Genomic DNA, 25,606 nt, shown 5'->3' on the forward strand with positions numbered 1-25,606 from the left:
TCTCAGGCTGCGATCGCGCGCAGCAGTTCGGTTTCCACCAGGATCTGGGTACGGTTGTTCGACAGGCTCTTGCCGTCGATCAGGAACACGTCCTCGACGCGTTCGCCGAGCGTGTTGATCCGTGCCGCCTGCACGCCGATCCGGTGTTGCGCCAGAACGCGCGCGATGGAATAAAGAAGGCCCTGCCGGTCGTTGGCCGACACGGACAGGATGTAGTACTGGCCGCGGTCGTCGGGACGCAGGTCCACGCGCGGCGTGATCGGAAACGTGCGCACGAGCCGCGACACGCGGCCCTTCGACGGTTCCGGGAGAATGCGCTCGTCCGCGAGCAGCGCCGCCAGTTGCTGCTCGACCAGATTGGCGATGTCGCGATAACTCCCATCGTGATCCGGATGGGCGACGAGGAAGTTATCGAGTGCGTAGCCGTGGCGCGTCGTCGTGACGCGGGCATCGAGCACGGAGAGACCGTTCTTGTCGAAATACGCGCAGATGCCGGCGAAGAGATCGGGCCGATCCTTCACGTAGACCAGCACCTGCAACGCCGCGCCGATGGGTGAGGGCCGCGCGCGCACGATCGGCTCGTCGCTTTCCACGTGCCGGTAGAGCACACGCGTCTGCCACGCGATGTCGGCCGGATCGTGGCGCAGGAAATAGCCGACGTCGAGCTGATCCCACAGGCGCTTTTGCGCGTGCTCCGGCACGGTTTCCAGGCGCAGCAGCGCCAGCGCCGCTTCCTGCCGCGACTTGAGCTCCGAATGCGTATCCGGCTGCGCGCCGCCGAGCACCGCCTGCGTCGCACGGAAAAGGTCTTCGAGAAGCTTGCCTTTCCAGTTGTTCCAGACCTTCGGGCTCGTGCCGCGGATATCGGCGACGGTCAACAGGTAAAGCGCGGTGAGCCGCCTCTCCGTTTTCACCACCGACGCGAATTGCTTGATGACTTCCGGGTCGCTCGTGTCCTGCTTCTGCGCGACCTGGCTCATCGTCAGATGCTGTTGCACGAGCCAGACGACGAGCTCGGTATCTTCGGCCCCGATGTCGTGCTCGCGGCAGAAGCGCCGGGCGTCCGCCATGCCGAGCGTCGAGTGATCGCCGCCGCGGCCCTTCGCGATGTCGTGAAAGAGCGCCGCGACATAAAGTACCCACGGACGCTCGAAGTTGCCCATCAACTGACTGCAGAACGGGTACTCGTGCGCATGCTCGGCGATCGCAAAGCGGCGCAGGTTACGCAGCACCATCAGAATGTGCTGATCGACGGTATAGACGTGATAGAGATCGTGCTGCATCTGCCCGACGATACGCCGGAAGTTCAGCAGATAGCGCCCGAGCACGCTCGTCTGGTTCATCAGGCGAAATGCGTGCGTGATGCCTTCGGGCTGCTTGAGGATCTCCATGAAAAGCCGGCGATTTTCGGGATCGCGCCGCCAGTCGCGGTCCATCAGATCGCGTGCGTTGTAGATCGCGCGCAGCGTGCGCGCGGAGAATCCCTTGATGCCGCGCGTCTGTTCGTACAGCAGAAACGCTTCGAGAATCGCGTGCGGCTCGCGCTCGAACACGTCGTCGCGGGCGATTTCCAGCATGCCTTGCTTCTCGACGAAGCGTCCGGAAATGACGCGCGTGATGCCGCTCGTCGACGGGAAAAGCTGTGCCTCGACGTTCTGGATCAGAATGGTCGCGAGCTGCGTGACCGCCTTCGCCGCCCAGTAATAGCGACGCATCAGTTGCTCGCTCGCGCGCTTGGCGGTGGTCGCCTCGAAGCCGAAGCTTTCCGCGAGGGGCGTCTGCAGATCGAACACGAGAATGTCCTGGCGACGCTTCGCGATCACGTGCAGACGCGCGCGCAGCGCCTTCAGAAAACCTTCGTTGCGGCGCAGCTCGCGTGCTTCGCGCTCGGTGATGAGCCCGCGTGCGTCGAGTTCGCGCCAGCTGCTGCCGAAGCCCGCCGCGCGAGCGATCCATAAAATCAGTTGCAGATCGCGCAGGCCACCGGGACTTTCCTTGATGTTCGGCTCGAGGCTGTAGGGCGTGTCCTGAAACTTCGCGTGACGCTGGCGCATTTCCAGCACTTTCGCCTGGAAGAACGCGCGCGGATCCAGTGTCTCGCGATAGCGCGCGGAGAAGCGCTGGAAAAGTGGCATGTCGCCGCAAATGCGCCGCGCTTCGAGCAGCGAGGTCTGCACGGTGATGTCATTGCCGGCCTCGGCGATGCATTGCTCGACCGAGCGCACGCTGCTGCCGATATCGAGTCCCAGATCCCACGCCATGCCGATGAAACGCTCGACGCAGCCGTTCAGCTCCGCATCGCTGGTTTGCGGCGACGACTCGGGAAGAAGCACGAGAATGTCTACGTCGGAATAGGGCGCGAGCTCGCCGCGTCCATATCCGCCGACCGCGACGAGCGTAGCGCCGCCGGGCATCGCGCAGGCAGCCCACGCGCCTTTGAGCGCGTCGTCGGTGGCGCGGGCGAGCGCGTGCATCAGCGGCTCGACGTTCGACGCCGCACCGAAGCGTTCGATGAGCGCCGCCTTCGCCGCCTTGTAGGCGGCGCGCAGCGTTTCACAGGGCGTGGCGACAGCGGCGGTTACGCTCATGAAAGGAAATTGGCGAGGACGACGGAAGGATGCGCCCGCGTGCATGCACGGCGAGCGCCAGGAGACGCAATTCAGGCGGTTGCGGCGATCAGTTGCGACGGCGACTGCGTGCCCGCCGAGACGGTCAGCACGTCGTAGCCTGTCGGCGTGACGAGCACCGTGTGCTCCCACTGCGCTGAGAGGCTGCGGTCGCGCGTCTTGACGGTCCACTGGTCGGGCATCGTGCGGATTTCGCGGCGGCCCGCGTTGATCATCGGCTCGACGGTGAAAATCATGCCGGCCTGCAGTTCGATGCCCGTGCCCGGACGGCCGTAGTGCAGCACCTGCGGCTCCTCGTGGAACACCTGCCCGATGCCGTGGCCGCAGTATTCACGCACGACGCTGTAGCCCTGCGCCTCGGCGTGTTTCTGGATCGCCGCGCCGATGTCGCCGAGATGCGCGCCGGGGCGCACCTGGTCGATCCCTAGCCACATGCAGTCGAACGTGGTCTGGACGAGGCGTTTTGCCAGAATCGAGCCCTCGCCGACGATGAACATCCGACTCGTATCACCGAAATAGCCGTTCTTGATGACGGTAATGTCGATATTCAGCGCATCACCGTTTTTCAGCACCTTTTCGCCAGGGATGCCGTGGCAGATCACGTCGTTCACCGAGATGCAGGTGGCTTTCGGGTACGGCGGATAACCGGGCGGCTGGTAATTGAGCGGTGCGGGAACGGTGCCCTGTTCCTTCACCATGTATTCGTGACAGAGGCGATCGAGTTCCTCGGTCGTCACGCCGGGAACGATATGCGGCGTGATGAAATCGAGCACTTCGCTGGCGAGCCGGCAGGCGACGCGCATCTGCGCGATATCGTGTTCGTTTTTCAGCGTAATGGACATGACTTGGGCCGAAATGCGTGGGTGCGGAGTGAGCCGCGAAAGCGGCATTATCGCACCTTAAGAATTGCGCTGCACCCGGATAGTTCGGGGCGGAAGGTGCGCCGGCAAGGCCGCTGGCCGCAAAGGCGCGCAGTTTCCGATCCGCGCATGGCTTGAGCCGACCAATCCTCACATGCTATACTCGAGGGCTAAGTCGTGATCCAGATTGCCATCATGGTTCCTGTGGAACAAGACGGCAGTGATTGAGTGCGGATCGCGGCTTGGAAAATCGTTTCAAGTCGATACGCAAGCCGGCGCACCCAGGGTGTCCGGCGTCCGAAAAGCGAAAAAACCGGGCGCAGGATGCGGCAGCCGGCTTAAGACCTAACCCTCGCGGAGAATTTCATGGCAGTCACGATGCGTCAAATGCTGGAAGCCGGTGTCCACTTCGGTCACCAAACGCGCTTCTGGAACCCCAAGATGGCCCCGTACATCTTCGGTCATCGCAACAAGATTCACATCATCAACCTCGAAAAGACCCTGCCGCTCTACAACGACGCGCTGAAGTACGTGCGCCAGTTGGCAGCGAACCGCGGCACGATTCTTTTCGTCGGCACGAAGCGCCAGTCGCGTGACACCATCGCGCAGGAAGCAGCGCGCGCCGGTATGCCGTTCGTGAACGCACGCTGGCTCGGCGGCATGCTGACCAACTTCAAGACGCTGAAGGTCTCGATCAAGCGCCTGAAGGACATGGAAGCGGCTGTCGAATCGGGTGAAACCGAGCGCATGAGCAAGAAGGAAGCGCTTCTGTTCGAACGCGAGATCGCCAAGCTGCAAAAGTCGATCGGCGGCGTGAAGGACATGGGCGGCATTCCGGACGCGATCTTCGTGATCGACGTCGGCTACCACAAGATTGCCGTGACCGAAGCGAAGAAGCTCGGCATTCCGGTCATCGCCGTGGTCGACACGAACCACTCGCCGGAAGGCATCGACTACGTGATCCCGGGCAACGACGACGCGTCCAAGGCTGTGTCGCTGTACGCTCAGGGCGTTGCTGACGCGATCCTCGAAGGCCGCGCAAACGCGGTGAACGACGTTGTCCAGGCCGTCCGTAACGGCGAAGGCGACGAGTTCGTCGAGGTCAACGCAGAGGCGTAATCGAGCCTGCGGCCGACAAAAAAGGGGGCTTTGCGAAAGGCCCCTTTTTTTTAGTCGGCGCGATGATTCGCGATAGTTGAAACCAATTTCTGCCGCGGGTGCTCGAAGCCGGCGGCACGTATCAAACAGACTCAAGGAGCGAATGATGGCGGCAATTACCGCAAGCATGGTGGCAGAACTGCGCGCGAAAACCGATGCGCCGATGATGGAATGCAAGAAGGCGCTGACGGAAGCCGACGGCGACATGGCGCGGGCGGAAGAGCTGCTGCGCGTGAAGCTCGGCAACAAGGCGAGCAAGGCGGCATCGCGCGTGACGGCAGAAGGCATCGTGACGGCACACGTCGAAGGCGGCGTGGGCGCGCTCGTCGAGCTGAACTGCGAAACCGACTTCGTCGCGAAAAACGACGACTTCATGGCATTCGGCAAGACGATTGCCGAGCTCGTGGCCAAGCAGAATCCGGCTGACGTTGCCGCCCTGTCGGCGCTGCCGCTGGAAAGCTCGACGGTCGACGCCGTGCGTCTCGCGCTTGTCGGCAAGATCGGCGAAAACCTGTCGATCCGCCGTTTCGTGCGCTTCGAAACCGCGAACAAGATCGCGTCGTATCTGCATGGCACCCGCATCGGTGTGCTGGTCGAGTTCACCGGCGCGGACGAGCAGGTCGGCAAGGATGTCGCGATGCACGTCGCCGCGATGAAGCCGGTCTCGCTGTCGTCGGACGAAGTGCCGGCCGATCTCATCGCCAAGGAGCGCAGCATCGCCGAGCAGAAGGCTGCCGAGTCGGGCAAGCCGGCCGAGATCGTCGCGAAGATGGTTGACGGCTCGATCCAGAAGTATCTGAAGGAAGTGTCGCTGCTGAATCAGCCGTTCGTGAAGAACGACAAGCAGACGATCGAGCAGATGCTCAAGGCCGGCAACGCATCGGTGCAGAAGTTCGCGCTGTTCGTGGTGGGCGAGGGCATCGAAAAGCGTCAGGACGACTTCGCGGCCGAAGTCGCGGCGCAGGTTGCGGCGGCCAAGCAGTCCTAAGACTCGCTAAGGTTCGCTTAAGGCGCGCGTGCTGTCATAGCGCGGCGGCGCGCCGAGTTCGCAGTACCTGCGGCGGAATGTTCCGCCGCACGCATTCAGCGATCCGGATCGCACAAGCAGCGGGCGCGGTAGGCTAGGGGTAACCCCTGATCTACCGCGCCCGCCGCCCGATCCGGCCCGCTTGCGGTAAGTAATGTTTCACCCCTACAGTTCTACGTTGTTGCAACCCTCCTCGGCGCGATCGGAAACTCATATGCCCACAGCCTACAAACGCGTACTCCTCAAACTCTCCGGCGAAGCCCTCATGGGCGACGATGCTTTCGGCATCAATCGCGCAACGATCGAAAGGATGGTGGCGGATGTCGCGGAGGTGGTGCGGATTGGGACGCAGCTCGCCGTCGTCATCGGTGGCGGCAATATTTTCCGCGGTGTGGCGGGCGGCGCGGCCGGCATGGATCGCGCAACGGCCGACTACATGGGCATGCTCGCCACCATGATGAACGCGCTCGCGCTGCAGGATGCCATGCGTCACGCGGGCATCGAGGCGCGCGTGCAGTCGGCGCTGCGCATGGACCAGGTGGTTGAGCCGTACATCCGTCCGCGCGCCATTCGCCAGCTCGAAGAGGGCAAGGTCGTGATCTTCGCGGCCGGCACGGGCAACCCGTTCTTCACGACGGACACGGCGGCCGCGCTGCGCGGCTCGGAAATCGGCGCCGAAGTGGTGTTGAAGGCGACGAAGGTCGATGGCGTATACTCCGCCGACCCGAAGAAGGATCCGCACGCGACGCGCTACAGCACGATCAGCTTCGACGAGGCAATCGGCAAGAATCTTCAGGTGATGGACGCGACTGCGTTCGCCCTGTGCCGCGACCAGAAACTGCCGATTCGCGTGTTCTCGATCACGAAGCCGGGCGCCTTGAAGCGCATCGTGCAGGGCGACGACGAAGGAACCCTCGTCCACGTGTAAACTCTCGCGATATCAGGCGCCGCGCGGCTGGCGGAACGCCTCGCGCGGGATGCGCCGCTATCGCCGGTAAAAACCCAGGTTTGGAGGTTCAAAATGAGTGTGGCTGACATCAAGAAGAGCGTCGACCAGAAGATGCAGCGGTCGATCGAAGCGTTCAAGGCCGATCTCGCCAAGATTCGCACGGGCCGCGCCCACACGGGGCTGCTCGACCACATCCAGGTCGATTACTACGGCTCGAATGTGCCCATCTCCCAGGTCGCAAACATGACGCTCGTCGATGCGCGCACGATCGGCGTGCAGCCGTGGGAAAAGAAGATGGTCCCGGTCGTCGAGAAAGCGATCCGCGAATCGGATCTCGGTCTGAACCCGGCCACGCAAGGCGACCTGATCCGCGTGCCGATGCCCGCGCTCACCGAAGAGCGCCGTCGGGAACTGACGAAGGTCGTGAAGAGCGAAGGCGAGACCGCGAAGGTCGCTGTGCGCAACCTGCGTCGCGACGCGAACGATCAACTGAAGAAATCCGTGAAGGACAAGGAGATTTCGGAAGACGACGAGCGCCGTGCAAGCGAAGAAGTGCAGAAGCTCACCGACAAGTTCGTCGCCGAGATCGACAAGCTCGTGCAAACCAAAGAATCCGAAATCATGACGGTGTGAGACCGTAGGAACGGTCCTGCCGGCCCCGGGGGTTATACATTCGGGCTGGCTTTCACTCTTTCAGATTCCCAGATTCAGCGGCCATGACCTATACCAGCTCCACCGTAACCGTGCCCGATGTCGCGGCTGTCCCGCGCCACGTCGCGATCATCATGGACGGCAATGGCCGATGGGCGACCGAGCGCCGCCTGCCGCGCGTCGCCGGTCATACGCGCGGCGTCGATGCGGTTCGCGCGACCGTCGAGAGCTGCGCGCGGCGCGGCGTCGAGTTCGTCACGCTCTTCGCGTTCAGCTCCGAGAACTGGCGCCGTCCGACCGACGAGGTGTCCTTCCTGATGCGCCTGTTCGTGACCGCGCTCGAGCGCGAGATCGGCAAGCTGCACGCGAACGGTATCCGCCTGCGCGTCGTAGGCGACATCAGCATGTTCGACGATCGCATCCGCGCGCTGATTCAACGCGCCGAGACCAAGACGGCGCGCAACACGCGTCTCACGCTGACCATCGCCGCTAACTACGGCGGGCGCTGGGACATCATGCAGGCGACAAAGAAGCTCATCGCCGAGTCCCTGGAAGCAGGCGCGCCCGCGCGCGTGGACGACGAGTCGTTCGGCGAGCATCTCGCGATGGCCTATGCGCCAGAGCCTGATCTCTTCATCCGCACGGGCGGCGAGCAGCGCATCAGCAATTTCCTGCTGTGGCAACTCGCGTACACCGAGTTTTATTTCACCGACATCTACTGGCCCGACTTCGACGCCGACGCGCTCGATCGCGCGATCGCTTCGTACGGCGACCGCGAGCGCCGCTTCGGGCGTACGAGCGCGCAACTCGCTTCGCAATCGCAGAAGGCCGACACCCTTTCATGCTAAGAACCCGTGTCATCACGGCAATCGTCCTGCTCGCGGTACTTGTGCCGATCACGCTGTTCGCGCCGGTCGGCGCGTTCGGGGCGCTCATCGGTTTGGTCGTGGTGTTCGCCGCCTGGGAATGGGGGCGTCTGCTCAAGCTGAATGGGGCAGGGCCCGTCGCCTACGCGCTCGTTGCCGGACTCGCGCTTCTTTTCAGCACGTTTCTCGGCATCAGGTCCGCGCCGTTGTACCAGATGGCCGCGATTTTCTGGGTGCTCGCCGGTCCCTATGCATTGCTGCGCAAGCCGGCGCTGGCCGCCCACGCGTGGCGCGCATTCCTGCTTTTCGCAGGGATCGTCGTGTTTCTGGCGTGCTGGCATGCCGTCGTCGATGCGCGCACGCGAGGCGTGGCATTCGTGCTATCGCTTCTTCTAGTAGTCTGGCTGGCTGACATAGGCGCATACTTCGCCGGAAAAGCGCTCGGCCGCCACAAACTCGCCCCGTCGATCAGCCCGGGCAAGACTTGGGAGGGCGCCGTCGGCGGGTGGCTCGCCGTCATCGCCATCGGCGCGCTCGCCGCGTCCACCGGCTTTTATGCGCCTACCGTGTTTACCGCCTTCGTCGAGCATCTCGGCTGGGATCGCTCGTTCGTCGCGCTTTCCGTGCTGGTCGCGTTCAGCGTGGTCGGCGACCTGTTCGAGTCGCTGCTCAAGCGCCAGGCCGGCGTCAAGGACTCGAGCGGCCTCTTGCCCGGTCACGGCGGCGTCCTCGACCGCATCGACGCATTGTTGCCCGTATTGCCGATCGCATTGCTCATGCTTGGCTAATCGGCTAGAGAAGAATTTATGCAAAAACGTCTCACATTGCTCGGCTCCACGGGCTCGATCGGCGACAGCACGCTCGACGTCGTGGCACGGCACCCGGACCGCTTCTCGGTCTATGCGCTCACCGCTCACCGCAACGGCGACAAACTCGTCGCGCAATGCCTGAAATTTCAGCCCGAAGTGGCGGTCGTCGGCGACGCCGAAACGGCCGAGCGCGTGGCGGCGGCGTTGCGCGCGCAGGGCTGCAAGACCGAAGTCACGTACGGGGCGCAAGCGCTCGCCGAGGTGGCACGCGCGGCGCAGTGCGATACGGTCGTCGCGGCCATCGTGGGTGCGGCGGGTCTCGCGCCCACGCTCGCCGCTGCGCGGGCCGGCAAACGCATCCTGCTCGCGAACAAGGAAGCGCTCGTGATGTCCGGCCAGATTTTCATGGACGCGGTGCGCGACAACGGTGCGATCCTGCTGCCGGTCGACAGCGAGCACAACGCCGTGTTCCAGTGCCTGCCGCCGTGCGCGGACAAGGAAGCGAAGCTGCATGGCGGCGTCTCCAAGATTATCCTGACGGCGTCCGGCGGCCCGTTCCGCACGCGCGAGCCGGCAACGCTCGCGAACGTCACGCCCGAGGAAGCCGTCAAGCATCCGAACTGGGCGATGGGTCGCAAGATCTCCGTCGATTCCGCGACGATGATGAACAAGGGCCTCGAAGTGATCGAGGCGCACTGGCTCTTCAATCTGCCGGGTTCGCGCATCGAGGTGCTGATCCATCCGCAGAGCGTGATTCATTCGATGGTTTCCTACGCCGACGGCTCGGTCCTCGCGCAACTCGGCAACCCCGACATGCGCACGCCGATCGCGCACGCACTGGCGTATCCTGACCGTGTGGACTCGGGCGTCGCGCCGCTGGATCTCGCGCAGATTGCGACCCTCACGTTCGAGAAGCCCGATTTCGCACGATTCCCGTGCCTCGCGCTTGCCATCCAGGCGCTCGAAGCGGGCGGCATCGCGAGCGCAGCGCTGAATGCGGCGAACGAAATCGCCGTGGAAGCGTTCCTGGAGCGCCGCATCGGCTTCATGGCGATCGGCGGCGTGGTCGAGCGCGTGCTGAACGCGCTGCCGAATACGAGCGCCGCGACGCTGGCGGACGTTCTCGCCGCGGATGCGGACGCCCGCCGTCTCGCCTACCGTTTCGTCGCAGAGCTCACCGCGAGCGCGCCGGGCGCCGAACCCATCGCCCATTGAGGCCGTCATGAACTTTCTGACCGAAATCGTCGCCTTCGTCGTTGCGATAGGCGTACTCGTCGTCGTCCACGAATTCGGTCACTACAGTGTCGCGCGACTGTGCGGCGTGAAAGTGCTGCGGTTCTCGGTCGGCTTCGGCAAGCCGCTCGTGCGGTGGGTCAGCAAGAAGACGGGCGTCGAATGGACGATCGCCGCGCTGCCGCTCGGCGGCTACGTGAAAATGCTCGACGAGCGCGAGATCGATCCCGCTAGCGGCACGACGATTCCCGCCGAGGACTTGCCGCGCGCCTTCAACCGCCAGAGCGTCGCCAAGCGGATCGCGATCGTCGCGGCGGGGCCCGTCGCCAACTTCCTGCTCGCGATCGCGCTCTTTTCCGCAGTGTTCGCGGGCGGCGTGACCGAGCCCGCGGCGATCGTGTCGCAGCCCGCGCCCGGCACGGCAGCGGCGCGCGCGGGTTTCGAAGGCGGTGAAACGGTCCTCTCGATGCGCGACGCGCAAGGCGGCGAGACGCATCCGATCCGCTCCTGGTCCGATTTGCGCTGGAAGGTGCTCGACGCATCGTTCGATCATCGGCGGATCGTGCTGACGGCAAAGACCCACGAGGGCACGTTCGACTTCCCGGTGAGCGTCGCCGGCATTACCGACGAAGACGCCGATCAGGATTTCATGGACAAGCTCGGCTTCGCCCCGGGCGGCGGCACGCTGACCGTCGCGGGCGTTGAGGCGGGCAGCGCGGCGCAGAAGAGCGGGCTGAAGGCGGGCGACATGCTGCGTGCGATCGATGGCCGCAGCGTCGACAACGCGACGAGCTTCATCGATTACGTGAAAGCGCACGGCGCAAAGCCCGTCACGCTCGTCATCGAGCGCAACGGCAAGCGCGAATCCGTGCAGATCGTGCCGGACCTGAAGCGCGATGGGTCGACGGGCAAGGAAATCGGCCGCATCGGCGCCGCGCTCGCGAATCAGCTTCCGACCGTGGACGTGCGCTATGGGCCAATAGAGAGTCTGCGCCTCGGCGTGAACCGCACGTGGGACATCAGCATCTATTCGCTGCGCATGTTCGGGCGGATGGTCATCGGCGAGGCTTCGCTCAAAAATCTCTCGGGGCCGGTCACCATTGCCGACTACGCGGGCAAGAGCGCAAGGCTCGGCGTGGCGGCCTTCGTCTCGTTTCTCGCCCTCGTCAGCATCAGCCTCGGAGTGTTGAACTTGTTACCGATTCCGGTATTGGACGGTGGGCATCTGTTATATTATTTGGTTGAAGCTGTTACCGGCAAGGCCGTATCCGATCGCTGGCAGCTGGTTCTGCAAAGGGCGGGCCTGGTCTGCATCGTCGCGCTGTCGATGATCGCACTGTTCAACGACCTCGCTCGTCTGATTCGTTTTTGATCCACTTTGACAATTTCTGGCGGCGCCTTTCGAGCGACCGCCGGAACGAATGCAGCTTTAAATACTGGGGAAGCACGTTGTTTAAACCTCATCGCTTTGTTCCTAAGACGGCTGTGGCCGCGGCACTCGCCGCAACGGGTATGGCGGCACACGCCACCACGCCGTTCGTCGTGCAGGATATTCGGATCGACGGTCTCCAACGCATCGAGCCGGGCTCCGTATTCGCTTATCTGCCGATCAAGCAAGGCGACACGTTCACCGACGACAAGGCCTCCGAAGCGATTCGCGCACTCTATGCGACGGGTTTCTTCAACGACGTTCAGATCGCCACCGAAGGCAATGTGGTGATCGTGCAGGTGCAGGAGCGCCCGGCCATCTCGGCCATCGATTTCGCAGGGCTGCACGAGTTCGACAAGGACAACCTCACGAAGGCGCTGCGTTCGGTCGGTCTGTCGCAAGGCCGCTCGTACGACAAGGCGCTCGTCGACAAGGCGGAGCAGGAGCTCAAGCGTCAGTATCTGACGCGCGGTTACTACGCGGCGGAAGTCACAACGACGGTGACGCCGGTCGACCGCAATCGGGTCGCCATTCTGTTTTCCGTCGCGGAGGGCCCGAGCGCCAAGATTCGCCAGATCAACTTCGTCGGCAACAAGGCGGTGAGTTCGAGCACGCTGCTCGGAGAAATGCAGCTCTCCACGCCGAACTGGTTTTCGTGGTACACGAAGAGCGATCTCTACGCGAAGGAAAAACTCACGGGCGACCTCGAGAACGTGCGCTCGTACTACCTGAACCGCGGCTACCTCGAGTTCAGCATCGACTCCACGCAGGTGTCGATCTCGCCGGACAAGAAGGACATGTATCTGACGATCGCCGTGCATGAAGGCGAGCCGTACAAGATCAGCAGCATCAAGCTCTCGGGCAATCTGCTCGACCGCGAAGCCGAGCTCAACAAGCTCATCAAGATCAAGCCGGGCGAGCGCTTCTCCGCCGAGAAGCTGCAGGCGACGACCAAGGCGATCGTCGACAAGCTCGGCGAATACGGCTACGCGTTCGCGCAGGTCAACGCACAGCCGCAGATCGATCAGTCCAACCACACCGTGGCGCTCACGCTGCAAGTGGACCCGAGCCGCCGCGTCTATGTGCGGCGCGTGAACATCGTCGGCAATACGCGCACGCGCGACGAAGTCGTGCGCCGTGAAATGCGCCAGCTCGAAAGCTCGTGGTTCGATTCGAGCCGCCTCGCGTTGTCGAAGGACCGGGTCAACCGTCTCGGCTACTTCACCGACGTGGACGTCACCACGACGCCCGTGGAAGGCACGAACGACCAGGTCGACGTCGACGTGAAGGTCGCGGAAAAGCCGACCGGCGCGATCACGCTGGGCGCGGGCTTCTCGTCGACGGACAAGGTGGTGCTGTCGGCGGGCGTGTCGCAGGACAACGTGTTCGGCTCGGGCACGAGTCTCGCGGTCAACGTGAACACCGCGAAGACGTACCGCACGCTGACGGTGACGCAGGTCGATCCGTACTTCACGATCGACGGCATCAAGCGGATCACCGACGCGTACTACCGCACGTATCAGCCGCTGTACTACTCGACCGATTCGAGCTTCAAGATCGTGACGATGGGCGCGGACACCAAGTTCGGCATCCCGTTCTCCGAGCAGGACACCGTGTTCTTCGGCGTGGGCGCCGAGCAGAACACGATGGACGTGGACTCGAACACGCCGCAGTCGTACATCAACTACGTGAACGAGTTCGGCCGCGTGGTGAACAACTATCCGCTGACAGTGGGCTGGTCGCGCGATAATCGCGACAGCGCGCTCGTTCCGAGCCGCGGCTACTACATCCAGTCGAACGCGGAATACGGCACGCCGCTCGGCAATACGACCTACGCGAAATTCGACGCGCAGTTCCAGTATTACTACTCGTTCGCGCGCGGCTTCGTGCTCGGCTTCAACCTGCAGGGCGGTTACGGCAAGGGCCTGCAAGGTCAGACGTACCCGATCTTCAAGAACTACTATGCGGGTGGTATCGGCTCGGTGCGCGGCTACTCGCCGAGCTCGCTGGGTCCGCGCGACGCGAAGACGAACGATCCGATCGGCGGCTCGCGCATGGCGGTCGGCAACATCGAGCTGACTTTCCCGCTTCCGGGCACGGGCTACGACCGCACCCTGCGCGTCTTCACCTTCCTCGATGCCGGTAACGTCTGGGGCGATCCGAACCAGGGCGGCACGAGCGGCGGCGCGAACGGCTTGCGCTACGGCTACGGCGTGGGTTTGGCGTGGATCTCGCCGATCGGCCCGCTCAAGCTGAGCCTCGGCTTCCCGCTGCAGAAGCACGATGGCGACCAGTATCAGAAGTTCCAGTTCCAGATCGGTACGGCCTTCTAAAGGCGCCCGGACGGACACGAACTTCATCCATTCAGACGTAACGTGAGGAACACTTTGGGAACCGGTAAGCATTCGAAACATAGGGCGCTGGCGCTTGCGTTGTCGATGGTTCTCGGCCTGGGTACGGCGATGTCCGCCAGTGCTCAGGAAGCGCGCATCGCTGCGGTCAATTCGGACCGCATCCTGCGCGAATCTGCTGCGGCGAAAGCCGCTCAGTCGAAGCTCGAGCAGGAATTCTCCAAGCGCGACAAGGCGCTGCAGGACATGGCGCAGCGCCTGAAGGCGATGTCGGACAACATCGATAAGAACGGTTCATCGATGTCGCCGACCGACCGCGCGGCGCGCCAGCGTGACCTCGCGCAACTCGACGCGGACTTCCAGCGCAAGCAGCGCGAGTTCCGCGAGGACCTGAACCAGCGCCGCAACGAGGAGCTCTCGGCAGTGCTGGACCGGGCCAACAAGGTGATCAAGCAGATTGCCGAGCAGCAGCATTACGACCTGATCGTGCAGGAGGCGGTGTACGTGAGCCCGCGCATCGACATCACCGATCAGGTGCTGAAGGCGCTGGCCGCGGGTGCGACCGGCACGGGCTCGCTCACGAGCCCGAACTGACGAGGACTGAGACGAGATGGCATCAGGCATGGCGATCACGCTCGACGAACTGGTGAAGCGCTTCGGCGGCGAGGTGGTCGGCGACGGCGCGCACGCTGTCGGGAGTCTCGCGCCCCTCGACAAGGCTGGCTCCGCGCAACTCGCGTTTCTCGCGAATCAGAAGTATCTGGCGCAAGTCGAAACGACGCGCGCCGGCGCAGTGTTGATTTCTCCGGGCGATCTCGAGAAGGTGACGAATCGCGCGGGCAGTAATTTCATCGTCACGCCGAACCCCTACGCTTATTTCGCGCGCGTCGCCCAGGCGTTCATCGACCTGGCGACGCCCAAGGCGAGGCCAGGCGTGCATCCCAGCGCTTACGTCGATCCGGACGCGAAGGTCGCGGCGAGCGCCGTGATCGGGCCGCACGTGACGGTGGAGGCGGGCGCGGTCGTCGGCGAGCGCGCGAAGCTGGATGCGGGTGTGGTCGTCGGCCGCGGCGTGAAGCTCGGCGACGACGTGCATCTGTATCCCAACGTGACCGTCTATCACGGCTGCAAGCTCGGCGCGCGCGTGATCGTGCACGCGGGCGCCGTGATCGGCGCGGACGGCTTCGGCTTCGCGCCGGATTTCGTCGGCGAGGGCGATGCGCGCACCGGCAGTTGGGTCAAGATTCCGCAGGTCGGCGCGGTGGATATCGCGGACGACGTCGAAATCGGTGCGAACACGACGATCGATCGCGGCGCGATGGCGGATACCGTCATCGAGGAATGCGTGAAGATCGACAACCTCGTGCAGATCGGTCACAACTGCCGCATCGGCGCGTATACCGTGATCGCCGGGTGCGCGGGCATCGCGGGCAGCACGAACATCGGCAAGCATTGCATGATCGGCGGCGCGGTCGGTATTGCGGGCCATGTGACGCTCGCGGACTACGTGATCGTCACGGCGCAATCGGGCGTCTCGAAGTCGCTTCTGAAGCCCGGCATGTACACCAGCGCCTTTCCGGCCGTGCCGCACGGCGACTGGAACAAGAACGCGGCGATCATGCGCAATCTGGACAAGATGCGTGAGCGCATCAAGGCGCTGGAGTCAGCGCTCGCCGATGCGGGCAAGCGTGACGATACGAGCGGCGGCGCATAAGCAAGAACCTCGAGCAGAGCGGCTCTTTCACGCCGCCGAAGCAAGAAGGCAATTCCGGGCGGGCGTCCGATACGCCCCGCCACCCAAATTTCCGCGCCCGACGCGCGCGTGAGCAGAACGACCATGAGCACAGAAAAAATCAATCTCGACATCCACAAGATCCTCACGCTGCTGCCGCACCGCTACCCGATTCTGCTCGTGGACCGCGTGCTCGAACTCGAGCCGCACAAGAGCATCAAAGCGTTGAAGAACGTGACGATCAACGAACCGTACTTCCAGGGCCACTTCCCGACGCGCCCGGTGATGCCGGGCGTGCTGATCCTCGAAGCGCTCGCGCAGACCGCGGCGCTCCTGACGTTCGCGGAAGAGCCGCACGATCCGACCAATACGCTCTATTACTTCGTCGGCATCGACGGTGCGCGCTTCAAGCGCGTGGTGGAGCCGGGCGACCAGTTGATCCTCAACGTCCACTTCGAGCGGTACATGCGAGGCATCTGGAAGTTCAAGGCGCGCGCCGAGGTCGATGGCGCGACCGCCGCCGAGGCCGAGCTCATGTGTACCGTCAAGACCACGGACGCCTGAGCGCATTTGCGTTCATCCCGCGTTCATCGTAACAAGCAGCACGAACAGCATAGGCGAAATGCGCATGAGCAAGATTCACCCAACCGCGATCATCGAGCCGGGCGCCCAGCTCGACGAGTCCGTCGAAATCGGACCGTACGCGATCGTCGGTTCGCACGTCGTGATCGGCGCGGGCACGACCGTCGGCTCGCACAGCGTAATCGAAGGCCATACGACGATCGGCCGCGACAACAGCATCGGCCACTACGCGTCGATCGGCGGCCGTCCGCAGGACATGAAGTACAAGGGCGAGCCGACGCGCCTCGAAATCGGCGACCGCAACACCATCCGTGAATTCACGACGCTGCACACGGGCACGGTGCAGGATCAGGGGCTGACGTCCATCGGCAGCGATTGCTGGATCATGGCGTACGTGCACGTCGGCCACGACTGCCGGCTCGGCAACAACGTCATCATGTCGAGCAATGCGCAACTGGCCGGGCACGTGTTCGTCGGCGATCACGCGATCATCGGCGGCATGTCGGGCGTGCATCAATTTGTGCGCATCGGCGCGCATTCGATGCTCGGCGGCGCCTCCGCGCTCGTGCAGGACGTGCCGCCCTTCGTCATCGCGGCCGGCAACAAGGCGGAGCCGCATGGCATCAACGTCGAAGGCCTGCGCCGCCGGGGCTTCACGCCCGAGGCGATCTCCGCGCTGCGCTCGGCGTATCGCATCGTCTACAAAAGCGGTCTGTCGCTCGAAGAGGCGAAGGCGCAGTTGAAGGAACTGAGCACGGCCGGCGGCGAGGGCGACGAGCCGGTCACGGCATTTTCCGATTTCATCGCGGCGTCGCAGCGCGGCATCATCCGCTAGCACGCTGCCCGATGACCCTGATCACCAACCCGCCACGCATCGCGATGGTCGCGGGCGAGCCGTCCGGCGACCTGCTCGCGGCCTCGCTGCTCAAGGGCCTCGCGCAAACCCTGCCGGAAGGCACGCGTTACAGCGGCATCGGCGGCCCCCGCATGACGGCCGAGGGCTTCGAAGCGCATTGGCCGATGGACAAGCTGACGGTACGCGGCTATGTCGAAGCGCTGAAGCATATCCCCGAGATTCTCGGTATCCGCAACGAGATCAAGCGCCAGTTGCTTGCGGAGCCGCCGTCGATGTTCATCGGCGTGGACGCGCCAGATTTCAACTTCGGCCTCGAACAGCCGCTGCGCGAAGCCGGCATTCCGACCGTGCATTTCGTCTGCCCGTCGATCTGGGCCTGGCGCGGCGGCCGCATCAAGAAGATCGCGAAAGCGGTCGATCACATGCTGTGCGTGTTTCCGTTCGAGACTGCGTTGCTGGCGAAGGCGGGCGTGGCGGCGAGCTACGTCGGTCATCCGCTCGCAGACGAAATTCCGCTCGAGCCGGACGTCATGGGCGCGCGCCGCGAACTCGGTATCGCGGAAGGCGGCCCTGTGATCGCCGTGCTGCCGGGCAGCCGACGCTCCGAAATTTCGCTGATCGGTCCGACCTTCTTCGACGCGATGGAACTGATGCAGCTTCGCGAACCGGGCGTGCGCTTTCTGATGCCCGCCGCGAATCCGGCGTTGCGCGCGCTGCTGCAGCCGCTCGTGGACGCGCATCCGCATCTGTCACTGACGATCACCGACGGCCGCGCCCAAACCGCGATGACCGCCGCCGACGCGATTCTCGTGAAGAGCGGCACGGTGACGCTGGAAGCGGCGCTGCTCAAGAAGCCGATGGTCATCTCGTACAAGGTGCCCTGGCTGACTGGTCAGATCATGAAGCGGCAGGGTTATCTGCCGTATGTCGGTTTGCCGAACATTCTGGCGGGCCGCTTCGTCGTGCCGGAAATTCTCCAGCACTTCGCGACCCCCGAAGCGCTCGCCGACGCGACGCTGAAACAGTTGAATGACGACGCCAACCGCCGTACCCTGACAGAAATCTTCACCGACATGCACATCGCGCTGCGCCAGAACACGGCGCAGAAGGCGGCCGAGGCGGTTGCGCGAGTGCTCGAAACGCGGAGCCCGCGATAATGGCGGCGAAACGATCGGCTCAGGCCGGACTCGATTTCAGTTCACCTTTCGACATCGTTTGCGGCGTCGATGAGGCGGGGCGCGGTCCGCTGGCCGGCCCGGTCGTGGCCGCGGCCGTGATTTTCGATCCCGCCAGACCGCGCATCAACGGTCTCGACGATTCCAAGGCGCTGACCGCCAAAAGACGCGAGGAGCTCTACGAGAAGATCGTCGATCGCGCGCTCGCGTATTGCGTCGCGTCGGCGAGCGTCGAGGAAATCGACACGATCAACATCCTGCATGCGAGCATGCTCGCGATGAAGCGCGCGGTGGAAGGACTGTCGGTCGCGCCGACGCTCGTCAAGGTCGATGGCAACCGCTGCCCGGTTCTGTCGATTCGCGCCGAAGCCGTGATTGGCGGCGACGCGCTCATCAAGCAGATTTCGGCGGCATCGATTCTCGCGAAGGTCACGCGCGATCGCATGCTGGTCGAGCTTCACGAAACCTATCCGGTCTACGGCTTCGATGCGCATTCCGGCTACGGCACGCCGCAGCATCTCAGGGCGCTGCGCGAGCACGGCCCGTGCGAGCATCATCGGCGTTCGTTCGCGCCGGTGCGCGAGGCGCATCTCCTGTTCGGCTCCGTCCTGCCCGAGATCGCGCCTGAAGTGCTTCAGGCCGCCTCGACGCTCGAAGACGATCCGGACGCGCGTGCCTTCTGAGCGGCACTAATCCAAACGTGAAATCCATCACTTCGCGGGACAATCCGCTCTATAAGCGTATCAAGGCGCTGGCCGGCTCGACCGCGCAGCAGCGTCGCAGCGGGCATGCCCTGCTCGAAGGGCTGCATCTGGCGTCGGCTTATCTCGATGCAGCGGGACAGCCCGAAACGTGCGTAGTCACCGAAGGCGCGCTCACGCACGAGGAAGCCCGCGAAATCGTCGCGCGTATCGAGGAGAAGCGTGTCGTCGTGTTGCCGGACGCGCTTTTCGGACAGCTTTCGAGCGTCGTGCACGGCGTGGGAATGTTGCTGCTGGTCGAGAAGATCGATGCCGCGTTGCCCGCGCGCGTCGCCGAAACGTGCGTGATCCTCGACGGCATTCAGGACGCCGGCAATGTCGGCTCGATTCTGCGCAGCGCGGCGGCCGCGGGCATCACGCGCGTGTTCTGCGCGCCGGGCACCGCATATGCATGGTCATCGAAAGTACTGCGCTCGGGAATGGGTGCGCACTTCCTGCTGGATATTTTCGAGGACGTGGAGCCTGCGGATCTGATCGCGCGGCTTGATGCGCCCGTGACCATCACCGATTCGCACGGCGCCGTTCCGCTCTACGATTGCGATCTGTCGGGGGCGCTTGCGTGGGTGTTCGGCAACGAAGGCGCGGGCGTGTCGCAGATCTGGCGCGATGCCGTGACGCATCGCGTGACCATTCCGCAGCCGGGCGGCATGGAGTCGCTCAACGTGGCGGCCGCGGCGGCGATCTGTCTTTTCGAGCAGTGCCGCCAGCAGCGCTGAGCAGGAGATTCAGTAATACGACGGCCGTTCCGGCTTGATTTCCTGCAGGATCGTCGTGGCGATTTCCTCGATCGACTTGTGCGTTGACGAAAGCCACTTGATGCCTTCGCGCTTCATCATCATTTCCGCTTCGTTGATCTCGTAGCGGCAGTTCTCCAGCGCCGCGTACTTGCTGCCCGGGCGGCGCTCGTTGCGAATTTCCGCGAGCCGCTGTGGGTCGATCGACAGACCGAACATCTTCGACCGATGTTCGAGCAAAGGCGTAGGCAGCTTGCCGCGCTCGAAATCTTCCGGGATCAGCGGATAGTTCGCGGCCTTCACGCCGTACTGCATCGCCAGATAGAGGCTCGTCGGCGTTTTGCCGCTGCGCGACACGCCGACCAGAATGACATCGGCGTCGGCGAGGTTGCGATTGGACTGGCCGTCGTCGTGCGCGAGCGAGAAGTTGATTGCCTCGATGCGGTTCTTGTATTCCTCGGTGTCGGCGTTCTGGTGGACGCGGCCCATCGCGTGCGTCGACTTCATTTCCAGTTCGTGCTCGAGGGGCTCGATGAAGGTCTGGAACATGTCGAGAACGAGCGCGTTGCAGCGCTTGACCACTTCGTTCGACGCACTGTCGACGAGCGTGGTGAAGACGATCGGCCGGCGGCCATCGAGTTCCACGACCTCGTTGATCTTCTCGACCGTCGCGTGCGCCTTGTCGATCGAATCGACGAAAGGCACGCGCACGAGCCGGAATTTTTGATCGAACTGGGCGAGGATCGAATGCGCGAACGTTTCGGCAGTGATCCCGGTCCCGTCGGAAACGATGAATACGGAAGGCGGCATCGGCAAAAGACCAAATGGGAACGAGTTGGGGCGGGCGCGCTCAAACGGTAACACGCGAAACAAACCGCGGGAACGCCCGGCACGGCGGACGAAAGCGCCTGTGTTACATTGGTTGCCCAGCGATGAGCGCCGGCGAACCCAACGGCGTAAAAGTCTTCGATTCTGCCGTGGAATTGCCGTCTCTGCCGAAACAAATTGAGAATCGGCACGGTAGAATAGCGGCAACCTGTTCGATAAGCAATTGCGGAGAAATTGATTCGGATTTTCGTCAAATCGCGGTCGGTTCGTCGGTTTTGGCAGCAAAAACCCACGGTTTCGAGCAGATTTCAGACGTCCCGCTTCTTTTCGCAACGCGCGCCGGCTCCCGTGACGCGCTCCCCGATGGTTTATCAAACAGGTTGTACGAGATGCGTCCGCGCTTCCACTGAGCGCCGCCGCATATGAGCCCACTCGTGCGATCGTGAATTCCATCCACCTTAGGGGCTTGTATGACTAACGCAGTCAATGTTGCGAAAGATGTCGCAAAGGATCAGGCGTATGTAGTTCCATTCGAGCAGTTGCGAATGACCGACGTGGAAATCGTCGGGGGCAAGAATGCGTCGCTCGGCGAAATGATCAGCCAGCTTTCCGAAGCCGGCGTTCGCGTGCCGACGGGCTTTGCCACAACTGCGCTCGCGTTCCGCGACTTTCTCCAGCACAACGACCTGACCGACCGCATCGCCAAGCGTCTCGAGACGCTCGATGTCGACGACGTGAAAGCGCTCGCCGAAGCGGGCAAGGAAATCCGCCAGTGGATCGTCGACGCGCCGATGCAGCCGCGTCTCGAAGACGAAATCCGCCGTGGATTCGAGGTGCTCCAGAACAGCTCGCCCGAAGAGCTTTCATTCGCCGTGCGCTCGTCCGCGACCGCCGAGGACTTGCCGGACGCATCGTTCGCGGGCCAGCAGGAAAGCTATTTGAACGTGGTCGGCATCGAGGACGTCCTCGATCGCATGAAGCACGTGTTCGCGTCGCTCTACAACGACCGCGCCATTTCCTATCGCGTCCACAAGGGCTTCACGCACGCCGAAGTTGCGTTGTCGGCGGGCGTGCAGCGCATGGTCCGCTCGGACGTCGGCGCGGCGGGCGTGATGTTCACCATCGACACCGAATCGGGCTTCAAGGAAACCGTGTTCATCACGTCGAGCTACGGCCTCGGTGAGACGGTCGTGCAGGGCGCGGTGAATCCGGACGAGTTCCACGTCTTCAAGACCACGCTCGAGCAGGGCAAGTATCCGATCATCCGCCGCTCGATCGGCTCGAAGCTCATCAAGATGGAATTCACGAAGCCGGGTGAGCCGGGCCGGGTGAAGACCGTCGACGTGCCGCACGAGCAGCGCAACCGCTTCTCGATCACCGACGAAGACGTGATCGAACTCGCGAAGTACGCGGTCATCATCGAGAAGCACTATCAGCGTCCGATGGACATCGAGTGGGGCAAGGACGGCCGCGACGGCAAGATCTTCATCCTCCAGGCGCGCCCGGAAACGGTCAAGAGCCAGGCGTCCGGCAAGGCCGAGATGCGCTTCAAGCTCAAGGGTCAGTCGAACGTGCTGGCGACTGGCCGCGCGATCGGCCAAAAGATCGGCGCGGGTCCCGTGCGCGTGATTCACGATCCGTCGGAAATGGAACGCGTTCAGCCGGGTGACGTGCTCGTCGCCGACATGACCGACCCGAACTGGGAGCCGGTGATGAAGCGCGCATCGGCCATCGTGACGAATCGCGGCGGCCGTACGTGCCACGCGGCGATCATCGCGCGTGAACTGGGCGTACCGGCCGTGGTCGGTTGCGGCGACGCCACGGACGTGCTGAAGGACGGCGCGCTCGTCACGGTATCGTGTGCGGAAGGTGACGAAGGCAAGATCTACGACGGCCTGCTCGAAACCGAAGTGACCGAAGTGCAGCGCGGCGAACTGCCGAAGATTCCGGTCAAGATCATGATGAACGTCGGCAATCCGCAGCTTGCGTTCGACTTCGCGCAGTTGCCCAATGCGGGCGTTGGTCTGGCGCGGCTCGAATTCATCATCAACAACAACATCGGCGTGCATCCGAAGGCGATTCTCGAGTACCCGAACGTCGATGCCGATCTCAAGAAGGCGGTCGAGAGCGTCGCGCGCGGTCACGCGTCGCCCCGTGCGTTCTACGTCGACAAGCTGACCGAAGGCATCGCCACGATCGCGGCGGCGTTCTATCCGAAGCCCGTCATCGTGCGTCTGTCGGACTTCAAGTCGAACGAGTACAAGAAGCTGATCGGCGGCTCGCGCTACGAGCCGGACGAAGAGAATCCGATGCTCGGTTTCCGCGGCGCTTCGCGCTATATCGCGGAAGACTTCGCCGAGGCGTTCCACATGGAATGCATCGCGCTGAAGAAGGTGCGCGAGGAAATGGGTCTCGACAACGTGCAGATCATGGTGCCGTTCGTGCGCACGGTGAAGCAGGCGGATCGCGTCGTCGAACTGCTGAAGAAGTTCGGTCTCGAACGCGGCAAGAACGATCTGAAGCTCGTGATGATGTGCGAAGTGCCGTCCAACGCGATTCTCGCCGAGCAGTTCCTGGAACGCTTCGACGGCTTCTCGATCGGCTCGAACGATCTGACGCAGTTGACGCTCGGCCTCGACCGCGACTCCGGCATGGAGCTGCTCGCGGCGGACTTCGACGAGCGCGACGAAGCGGTGCTGTTCATGCTCAAGCGCGCGATCGAAACGTGTCTGCGGATGAACAAGTACGTCGGCATTTGCGGCCAGGGCCCGTCCGATCATCCGGACCTCGCGGAGTGGCTCGCGAAGCAGGGCATCGAGTCGATGTCGCTGAATCCGGACACGATCATCGAGACATGGCAGCAACTGGCTAAGACCTTGTCAAAATAAGTCAGAAGTGCCTTTCCGGATGCTTTCGGAAAGGCGCGAGCGTGCTATAAAAAACACCCCGGACTTCTCCGGGGTGTTTTCGTTTGGAGACCGGCGATGGTGACGAGTGGATTGATCTGGTGGGTCGCGGCGGGCGCGCTGATCGTCGCGGAGCTGTTCACCGGCACGTTCTATCTGCTCATGATCGCGCTGGGGATGATCGCCGGCGGCATCGCTTACGTGTCAGGCGCGTTGCCGCATGTGCAAATGGGCGCGGCGGCCGTGATCGCGCTGATCGCCGTCGCGGTGCTGCGGCGCTCGCGCTTCGGCAGCCGGAAACGGCGCGACGCGTCGCGGGACGTGGCCGTGAATCTCGATATCGGCGCGACGCTGGAAGTGGATCAATGGCGCGACGGTCGCGCGCGCGTGATGTATCGCGGCGCGCAATGGGACGTCGAACTCGCGCCGGGTGAAACCGAAGGCGCGCGGTACTACCGGATCACGGCGCTGGACGGGAATCGGCTGATCGTCGCGGCCAAACGCTAGCAAGCTCGCTCAACAAGAAGGAGTCACACAATGTATTTCGCGCTCATCGTGCTCATCATCGCCATTGTGATCGTGATGAACACGGTCAAGATCGTCCCGCAGCAGCATGCGTGGGTGCTGGAACGGCTCGGCCGCTATCACGCGACGCTCACGCCGGGTCTCAATATCGTGCTGCCGTTCATCGATCGCATCGCGTACAAGCACATGCTCAAGGAGATTCCGCTCGAAGTGCCGAGCCAGGTGTGCATCACGCGCGACAACACTCAGTTGCAAGTCGACGGCGTGCTGTACTTCCAGGTCACCGACGCGATGAAGGCGTCGTACGGCTCGAGCAACTTCGTGTTCGCGATCACGCAGTTGTCGCAGACGACATTGCGCTCGGTCATCGGCAAGCTGGAGCTCGACAAGACGTTCGAGGAGCGCGATTTCATCAACCAGAGCATCGTGAATGCGCTCGACGAAGCCGCGTCGAACTGGGGCGTGAAAGTGCTGCGCTACGAGATCAAGGATCTGACGCCGCCGAAGGAAATCCTCCACGCCATGCAGGCGCAGATCACCGCGGAGCGCGAAAAGCGCGCGTTGATCGCCGCGTCCGAAGGCCGCAAGCAGGAGCAGATCAATCTCGCCGCCGGCGCGCGCGAAGCCGCGATCCAGAAGTCCGAAGGCGAGCGTCAGGCGGCGATCAATCAGGCGCAAGGCGAGGCATCGGCGATTCTCGCGGTGGCCGAGGCGAATGCGCAGGCCATTCAGAAAATCGGCACGGCGATTCAGACGACGGGCGGCATGGAAGCGGTGAACCTGAAGATCGCGGAGCAGTATGTCGGCGCGTTCGGCAACATTGCGAAGACGGGCAATACGTTGATCGTGCCGGGCAACCTGTCCGATATGAGTTCGATGATCGCGTCGGCGTTGACCATCGTGAGAGGCGAGGGCGGCGGCGTCATCAGGAAGAGCTGACGCGGCAAAGCAATCGGGGCGCTGCAAAGCGCCCCGATTCGTTCAACGCGAAGCCGTGCGCATCAGCCGCCCGCGCTCGCGTTCCCAGTCGCGCTTCTTTTCGGTCTCGCGCTTGTCGTGCAGCTTCTTGCCCTTCGCCAGCCCGATCTCGCATTTCACGCGGCCGTCCTTGTAATGGAAGTTGAGCGGCACGAGCGTATGCCCGCGCTGCTCGACCTTGCCGATGAGCTTGTCGATCTGGTCGCGATGCAGCAGCAGCTTGCGCGTGCGCACCGGATCCAGATTGGCGAATTTCGACGCCTCGGGCAGCGGGCTGATATGCGTGCCGATCAGAAAGAGCTCGCCGTTCTTGATCACGACATAGCCTTCCTTGATCTGCGCGCGGCCCGCGCGCAGCGCCTTGACTTCCCAGCCTTCGAGCACGAGACCGGCCTCGTAGCGCTCTTCGACGAAGTAATCGAAGAAGGCTTTTCTGTTGTCGATGATGCTCATGAATGGAAAGTGCCCAACTCGTTTAAAATCACGATTTTAGCAGCGCGCCGGCGGGCATTCGAACTTCTCCCGCGTTCTCTTGCGCGTTGCCGCCCAATTCAGCCACCGCTGCGCCC

General features: G+C 63.3%; 24 protein-coding genes. 20 read left to right on the plus strand and 4 right to left on the minus strand.

Features of this window, described 5'->3' with window-relative positions:
* Nucleotides 1–2: 2 nt before the first annotated feature.
* Nucleotides 3–2,588: a [protein-PII] uridylyltransferase gene (locus NCS58_RS06440; RefSeq protein ID WP_250538144.1), complete on the minus strand. Its 2,586-nt coding sequence runs from the start codon at nucleotides 2,586–2,588 to the stop codon at nucleotides 3–5.
* 71 nt (nucleotides 2,589–2,659) lie between these two features.
* Nucleotides 2,660–3,469, minus strand: a complete 810-nt coding sequence (gene map / locus NCS58_RS06445) for a type I methionyl aminopeptidase (protein WP_061117570.1) — start codon at nucleotides 3,467–3,469, stop codon at nucleotides 2,660–2,662.
* Between the two features lie 384 nt (nucleotides 3,470–3,853).
* Here map and rpsB point away from each other — a divergent pair, with 384 nt between their 5' ends.
* The 16 genes from rpsB (at nucleotide 3,854) to NCS58_RS06525 (ending at nucleotide 19,782) form a co-directional block, all read left to right on the plus strand.
* On the plus strand, nucleotides 3,854–4,606 hold the full coding sequence (gene rpsB, locus NCS58_RS06450; protein ID WP_061117569.1) for a 30S ribosomal protein S2: 753 nt from the start codon (nucleotides 3,854–3,856) through the stop codon (nucleotides 4,604–4,606).
* Nucleotides 4,607–4,751: 145 nt separating this feature from the next.
* Nucleotides 4,752–5,633: a translation elongation factor Ts gene (tsf, locus tag NCS58_RS06455; RefSeq protein WP_061117568.1), complete on the plus strand. Its 882-nt coding sequence runs from the start codon at nucleotides 4,752–4,754 to the stop codon at nucleotides 5,631–5,633.
* A 253-nt stretch (nucleotides 5,634–5,886) separates the two neighbouring features.
* A complete protein-coding gene (gene pyrH, locus NCS58_RS06460; RefSeq protein WP_008350086.1) occupies nucleotides 5,887–6,600 on the plus strand; it encodes a UMP kinase in 714 nt (237 codons plus the stop codon).
* 93 nt (nucleotides 6,601–6,693) lie between these two features.
* A complete protein-coding gene (gene frr, locus NCS58_RS06465; RefSeq protein WP_061117567.1) occupies nucleotides 6,694–7,254 on the plus strand; it encodes a ribosome recycling factor in 561 nt (186 codons plus the stop codon).
* 83 nt (nucleotides 7,255–7,337) lie between these two features.
* Nucleotides 7,338–8,120 carry a polyprenyl diphosphate synthase gene (gene uppS, locus NCS58_RS06470; protein WP_061117566.1) on the plus strand — a complete coding sequence of 261 codons (783 nt, stop codon included), beginning with the start codon at nucleotides 7,338–7,340 and terminating at the stop codon, nucleotides 8,118–8,120.
* Nucleotides 8,114–8,926, plus strand: a complete 813-nt coding sequence (locus tag NCS58_RS06475) for a phosphatidate cytidylyltransferase (protein ID WP_061117565.1) — start codon at nucleotides 8,114–8,116, stop codon at nucleotides 8,924–8,926. The genes uppS and NCS58_RS06475 overlap by 7 nt, the downstream gene beginning before the upstream one ends.
* Nucleotides 8,927–8,944: 18 nt before the next feature.
* Nucleotides 8,945–10,162 (plus strand): 1-deoxy-D-xylulose-5-phosphate reductoisomerase, encoded by a 1,218-nt coding sequence (locus NCS58_RS06480; RefSeq protein ID WP_061117564.1) that lies wholly within the window; start codon nucleotides 8,945–8,947, stop codon nucleotides 10,160–10,162.
* A gap of 7 nt (nucleotides 10,163–10,169) precedes the next feature.
* Nucleotides 10,170–11,552 (plus strand): RIP metalloprotease RseP, encoded by a 1,383-nt coding sequence (rseP, locus tag NCS58_RS06485; RefSeq protein ID WP_250538145.1) that lies wholly within the window; start codon nucleotides 10,170–10,172, stop codon nucleotides 11,550–11,552.
* A gap of 77 nt (nucleotides 11,553–11,629) precedes the next feature.
* Entirely contained in the window at nucleotides 11,630–13,942 is a 2,313-nt protein-coding gene (bamA, locus tag NCS58_RS06490) for an outer membrane protein assembly factor BamA (RefSeq protein ID WP_061117634.1), read from the plus strand.
* A gap of 105 nt (nucleotides 13,943–14,047) precedes the next feature.
* Nucleotides 14,048–14,554: an OmpH family outer membrane protein gene (locus tag NCS58_RS06495; RefSeq protein WP_061117562.1), complete on the plus strand. Its 507-nt coding sequence runs from the start codon at nucleotides 14,048–14,050 to the stop codon at nucleotides 14,552–14,554.
* A gap of 28 nt (nucleotides 14,555–14,582) precedes the next feature.
* Nucleotides 14,583–15,674 (plus strand): UDP-3-O-(3-hydroxymyristoyl)glucosamine N-acyltransferase, encoded by a 1,092-nt coding sequence (gene lpxD, locus NCS58_RS06500; RefSeq protein ID WP_250476574.1) that lies wholly within the window; start codon nucleotides 14,583–14,585, stop codon nucleotides 15,672–15,674.
* Nucleotides 15,675–15,797: 123 nt separating this feature from the next.
* Complete coding sequence (fabZ, locus tag NCS58_RS06505) at nucleotides 15,798–16,256, plus strand: 3-hydroxyacyl-ACP dehydratase FabZ (RefSeq protein WP_061117560.1); 459 nt, start codon at nucleotides 15,798–15,800, stop codon at nucleotides 16,254–16,256.
* 64 nt (nucleotides 16,257–16,320) lie between these two features.
* On the plus strand, nucleotides 16,321–17,109 hold the full coding sequence (gene lpxA, locus NCS58_RS06510) for an acyl-ACP--UDP-N-acetylglucosamine O-acyltransferase (RefSeq protein ID WP_061117633.1): 789 nt from the start codon (nucleotides 16,321–16,323) through the stop codon (nucleotides 17,107–17,109).
* A gap of 11 nt (nucleotides 17,110–17,120) precedes the next feature.
* Complete coding sequence (gene lpxB / locus NCS58_RS06515; protein WP_061117559.1) at nucleotides 17,121–18,287, plus strand: lipid-A-disaccharide synthase; 1,167 nt, start codon at nucleotides 17,121–17,123, stop codon at nucleotides 18,285–18,287.
* Nucleotides 18,287–18,988, plus strand: coding sequence for a ribonuclease HII (gene rnhB / locus NCS58_RS06520; RefSeq protein WP_061117558.1), 702 nt, complete (start codon nucleotides 18,287–18,289; stop codon nucleotides 18,986–18,988). The genes lpxB and rnhB overlap by 1 nt, the downstream gene beginning before the upstream one ends.
* A gap of 17 nt (nucleotides 18,989–19,005) precedes the next feature.
* Nucleotides 19,006–19,782 carry an RNA methyltransferase gene (locus NCS58_RS06525; RefSeq protein ID WP_250538146.1) on the plus strand — a complete coding sequence of 259 codons (777 nt, stop codon included), beginning with the start codon at nucleotides 19,006–19,008 and terminating at the stop codon, nucleotides 19,780–19,782.
* Between the two features lie 9 nt (nucleotides 19,783–19,791).
* Here the strand turns inward: NCS58_RS06525 and NCS58_RS06530 are convergent, their stop codons facing one another.
* Nucleotides 19,792–20,610, minus strand: a complete 819-nt coding sequence (locus NCS58_RS06530; RefSeq protein WP_061117556.1) for a pyruvate, water dikinase regulatory protein — start codon at nucleotides 20,608–20,610, stop codon at nucleotides 19,792–19,794.
* Nucleotides 20,611–20,732: 122 nt separating this feature from the next.
* On the opposite strand from NCS58_RS06530, the gene NCS58_RS06535 reads away from it, so the two are divergent.
* The 4 genes from NCS58_RS06535 to NCS58_RS06550 all read left to right on the plus strand — a co-directional run bounded on the left by NCS58_RS06535 (nucleotide 20,733) and on the right by NCS58_RS06550 (nucleotide 24,998).
* Nucleotides 20,733–21,038, plus strand: coding sequence for a hypothetical protein (locus tag NCS58_RS06535; protein WP_250538147.1), 306 nt, complete (start codon nucleotides 20,733–20,735; stop codon nucleotides 21,036–21,038).
* A 60-nt stretch (nucleotides 21,039–21,098) separates the two neighbouring features.
* Nucleotides 21,099–23,516, plus strand: coding sequence for a phosphoenolpyruvate synthase (gene ppsA, locus NCS58_RS06540; protein ID WP_061117555.1), 2,418 nt, complete (start codon nucleotides 21,099–21,101; stop codon nucleotides 23,514–23,516).
* Between the two features lie 96 nt (nucleotides 23,517–23,612).
* Nucleotides 23,613–24,041 (plus strand): NfeD family protein, encoded by a 429-nt coding sequence (locus NCS58_RS06545; protein ID WP_250538148.1) that lies wholly within the window; start codon nucleotides 23,613–23,615, stop codon nucleotides 24,039–24,041.
* 30 nt (nucleotides 24,042–24,071) lie between these two features.
* Entirely contained in the window at nucleotides 24,072–24,998 is a 927-nt protein-coding gene (locus tag NCS58_RS06550) for an SPFH domain-containing protein (protein ID WP_061117553.1), read from the plus strand.
* A gap of 42 nt (nucleotides 24,999–25,040) precedes the next feature.
* On the opposite strand, the gene smpB is transcribed toward NCS58_RS06550, so the two are convergent.
* Nucleotides 25,041–25,490 carry an SsrA-binding protein SmpB gene (gene smpB / locus NCS58_RS06555; RefSeq protein WP_061117552.1) on the minus strand — a complete coding sequence of 150 codons (450 nt, stop codon included), beginning with the start codon at nucleotides 25,488–25,490 and terminating at the stop codon, nucleotides 25,041–25,043.
* Nucleotides 25,491–25,606: the final 116 nt, after the last annotated feature.

Source organism: Caballeronia sp. INML3B, assembly GCF_023631305.1.
Classification (GTDB): domain Bacteria; phylum Pseudomonadota; class Gammaproteobacteria; order Burkholderiales; family Burkholderiaceae; genus Caballeronia; species Caballeronia turbans.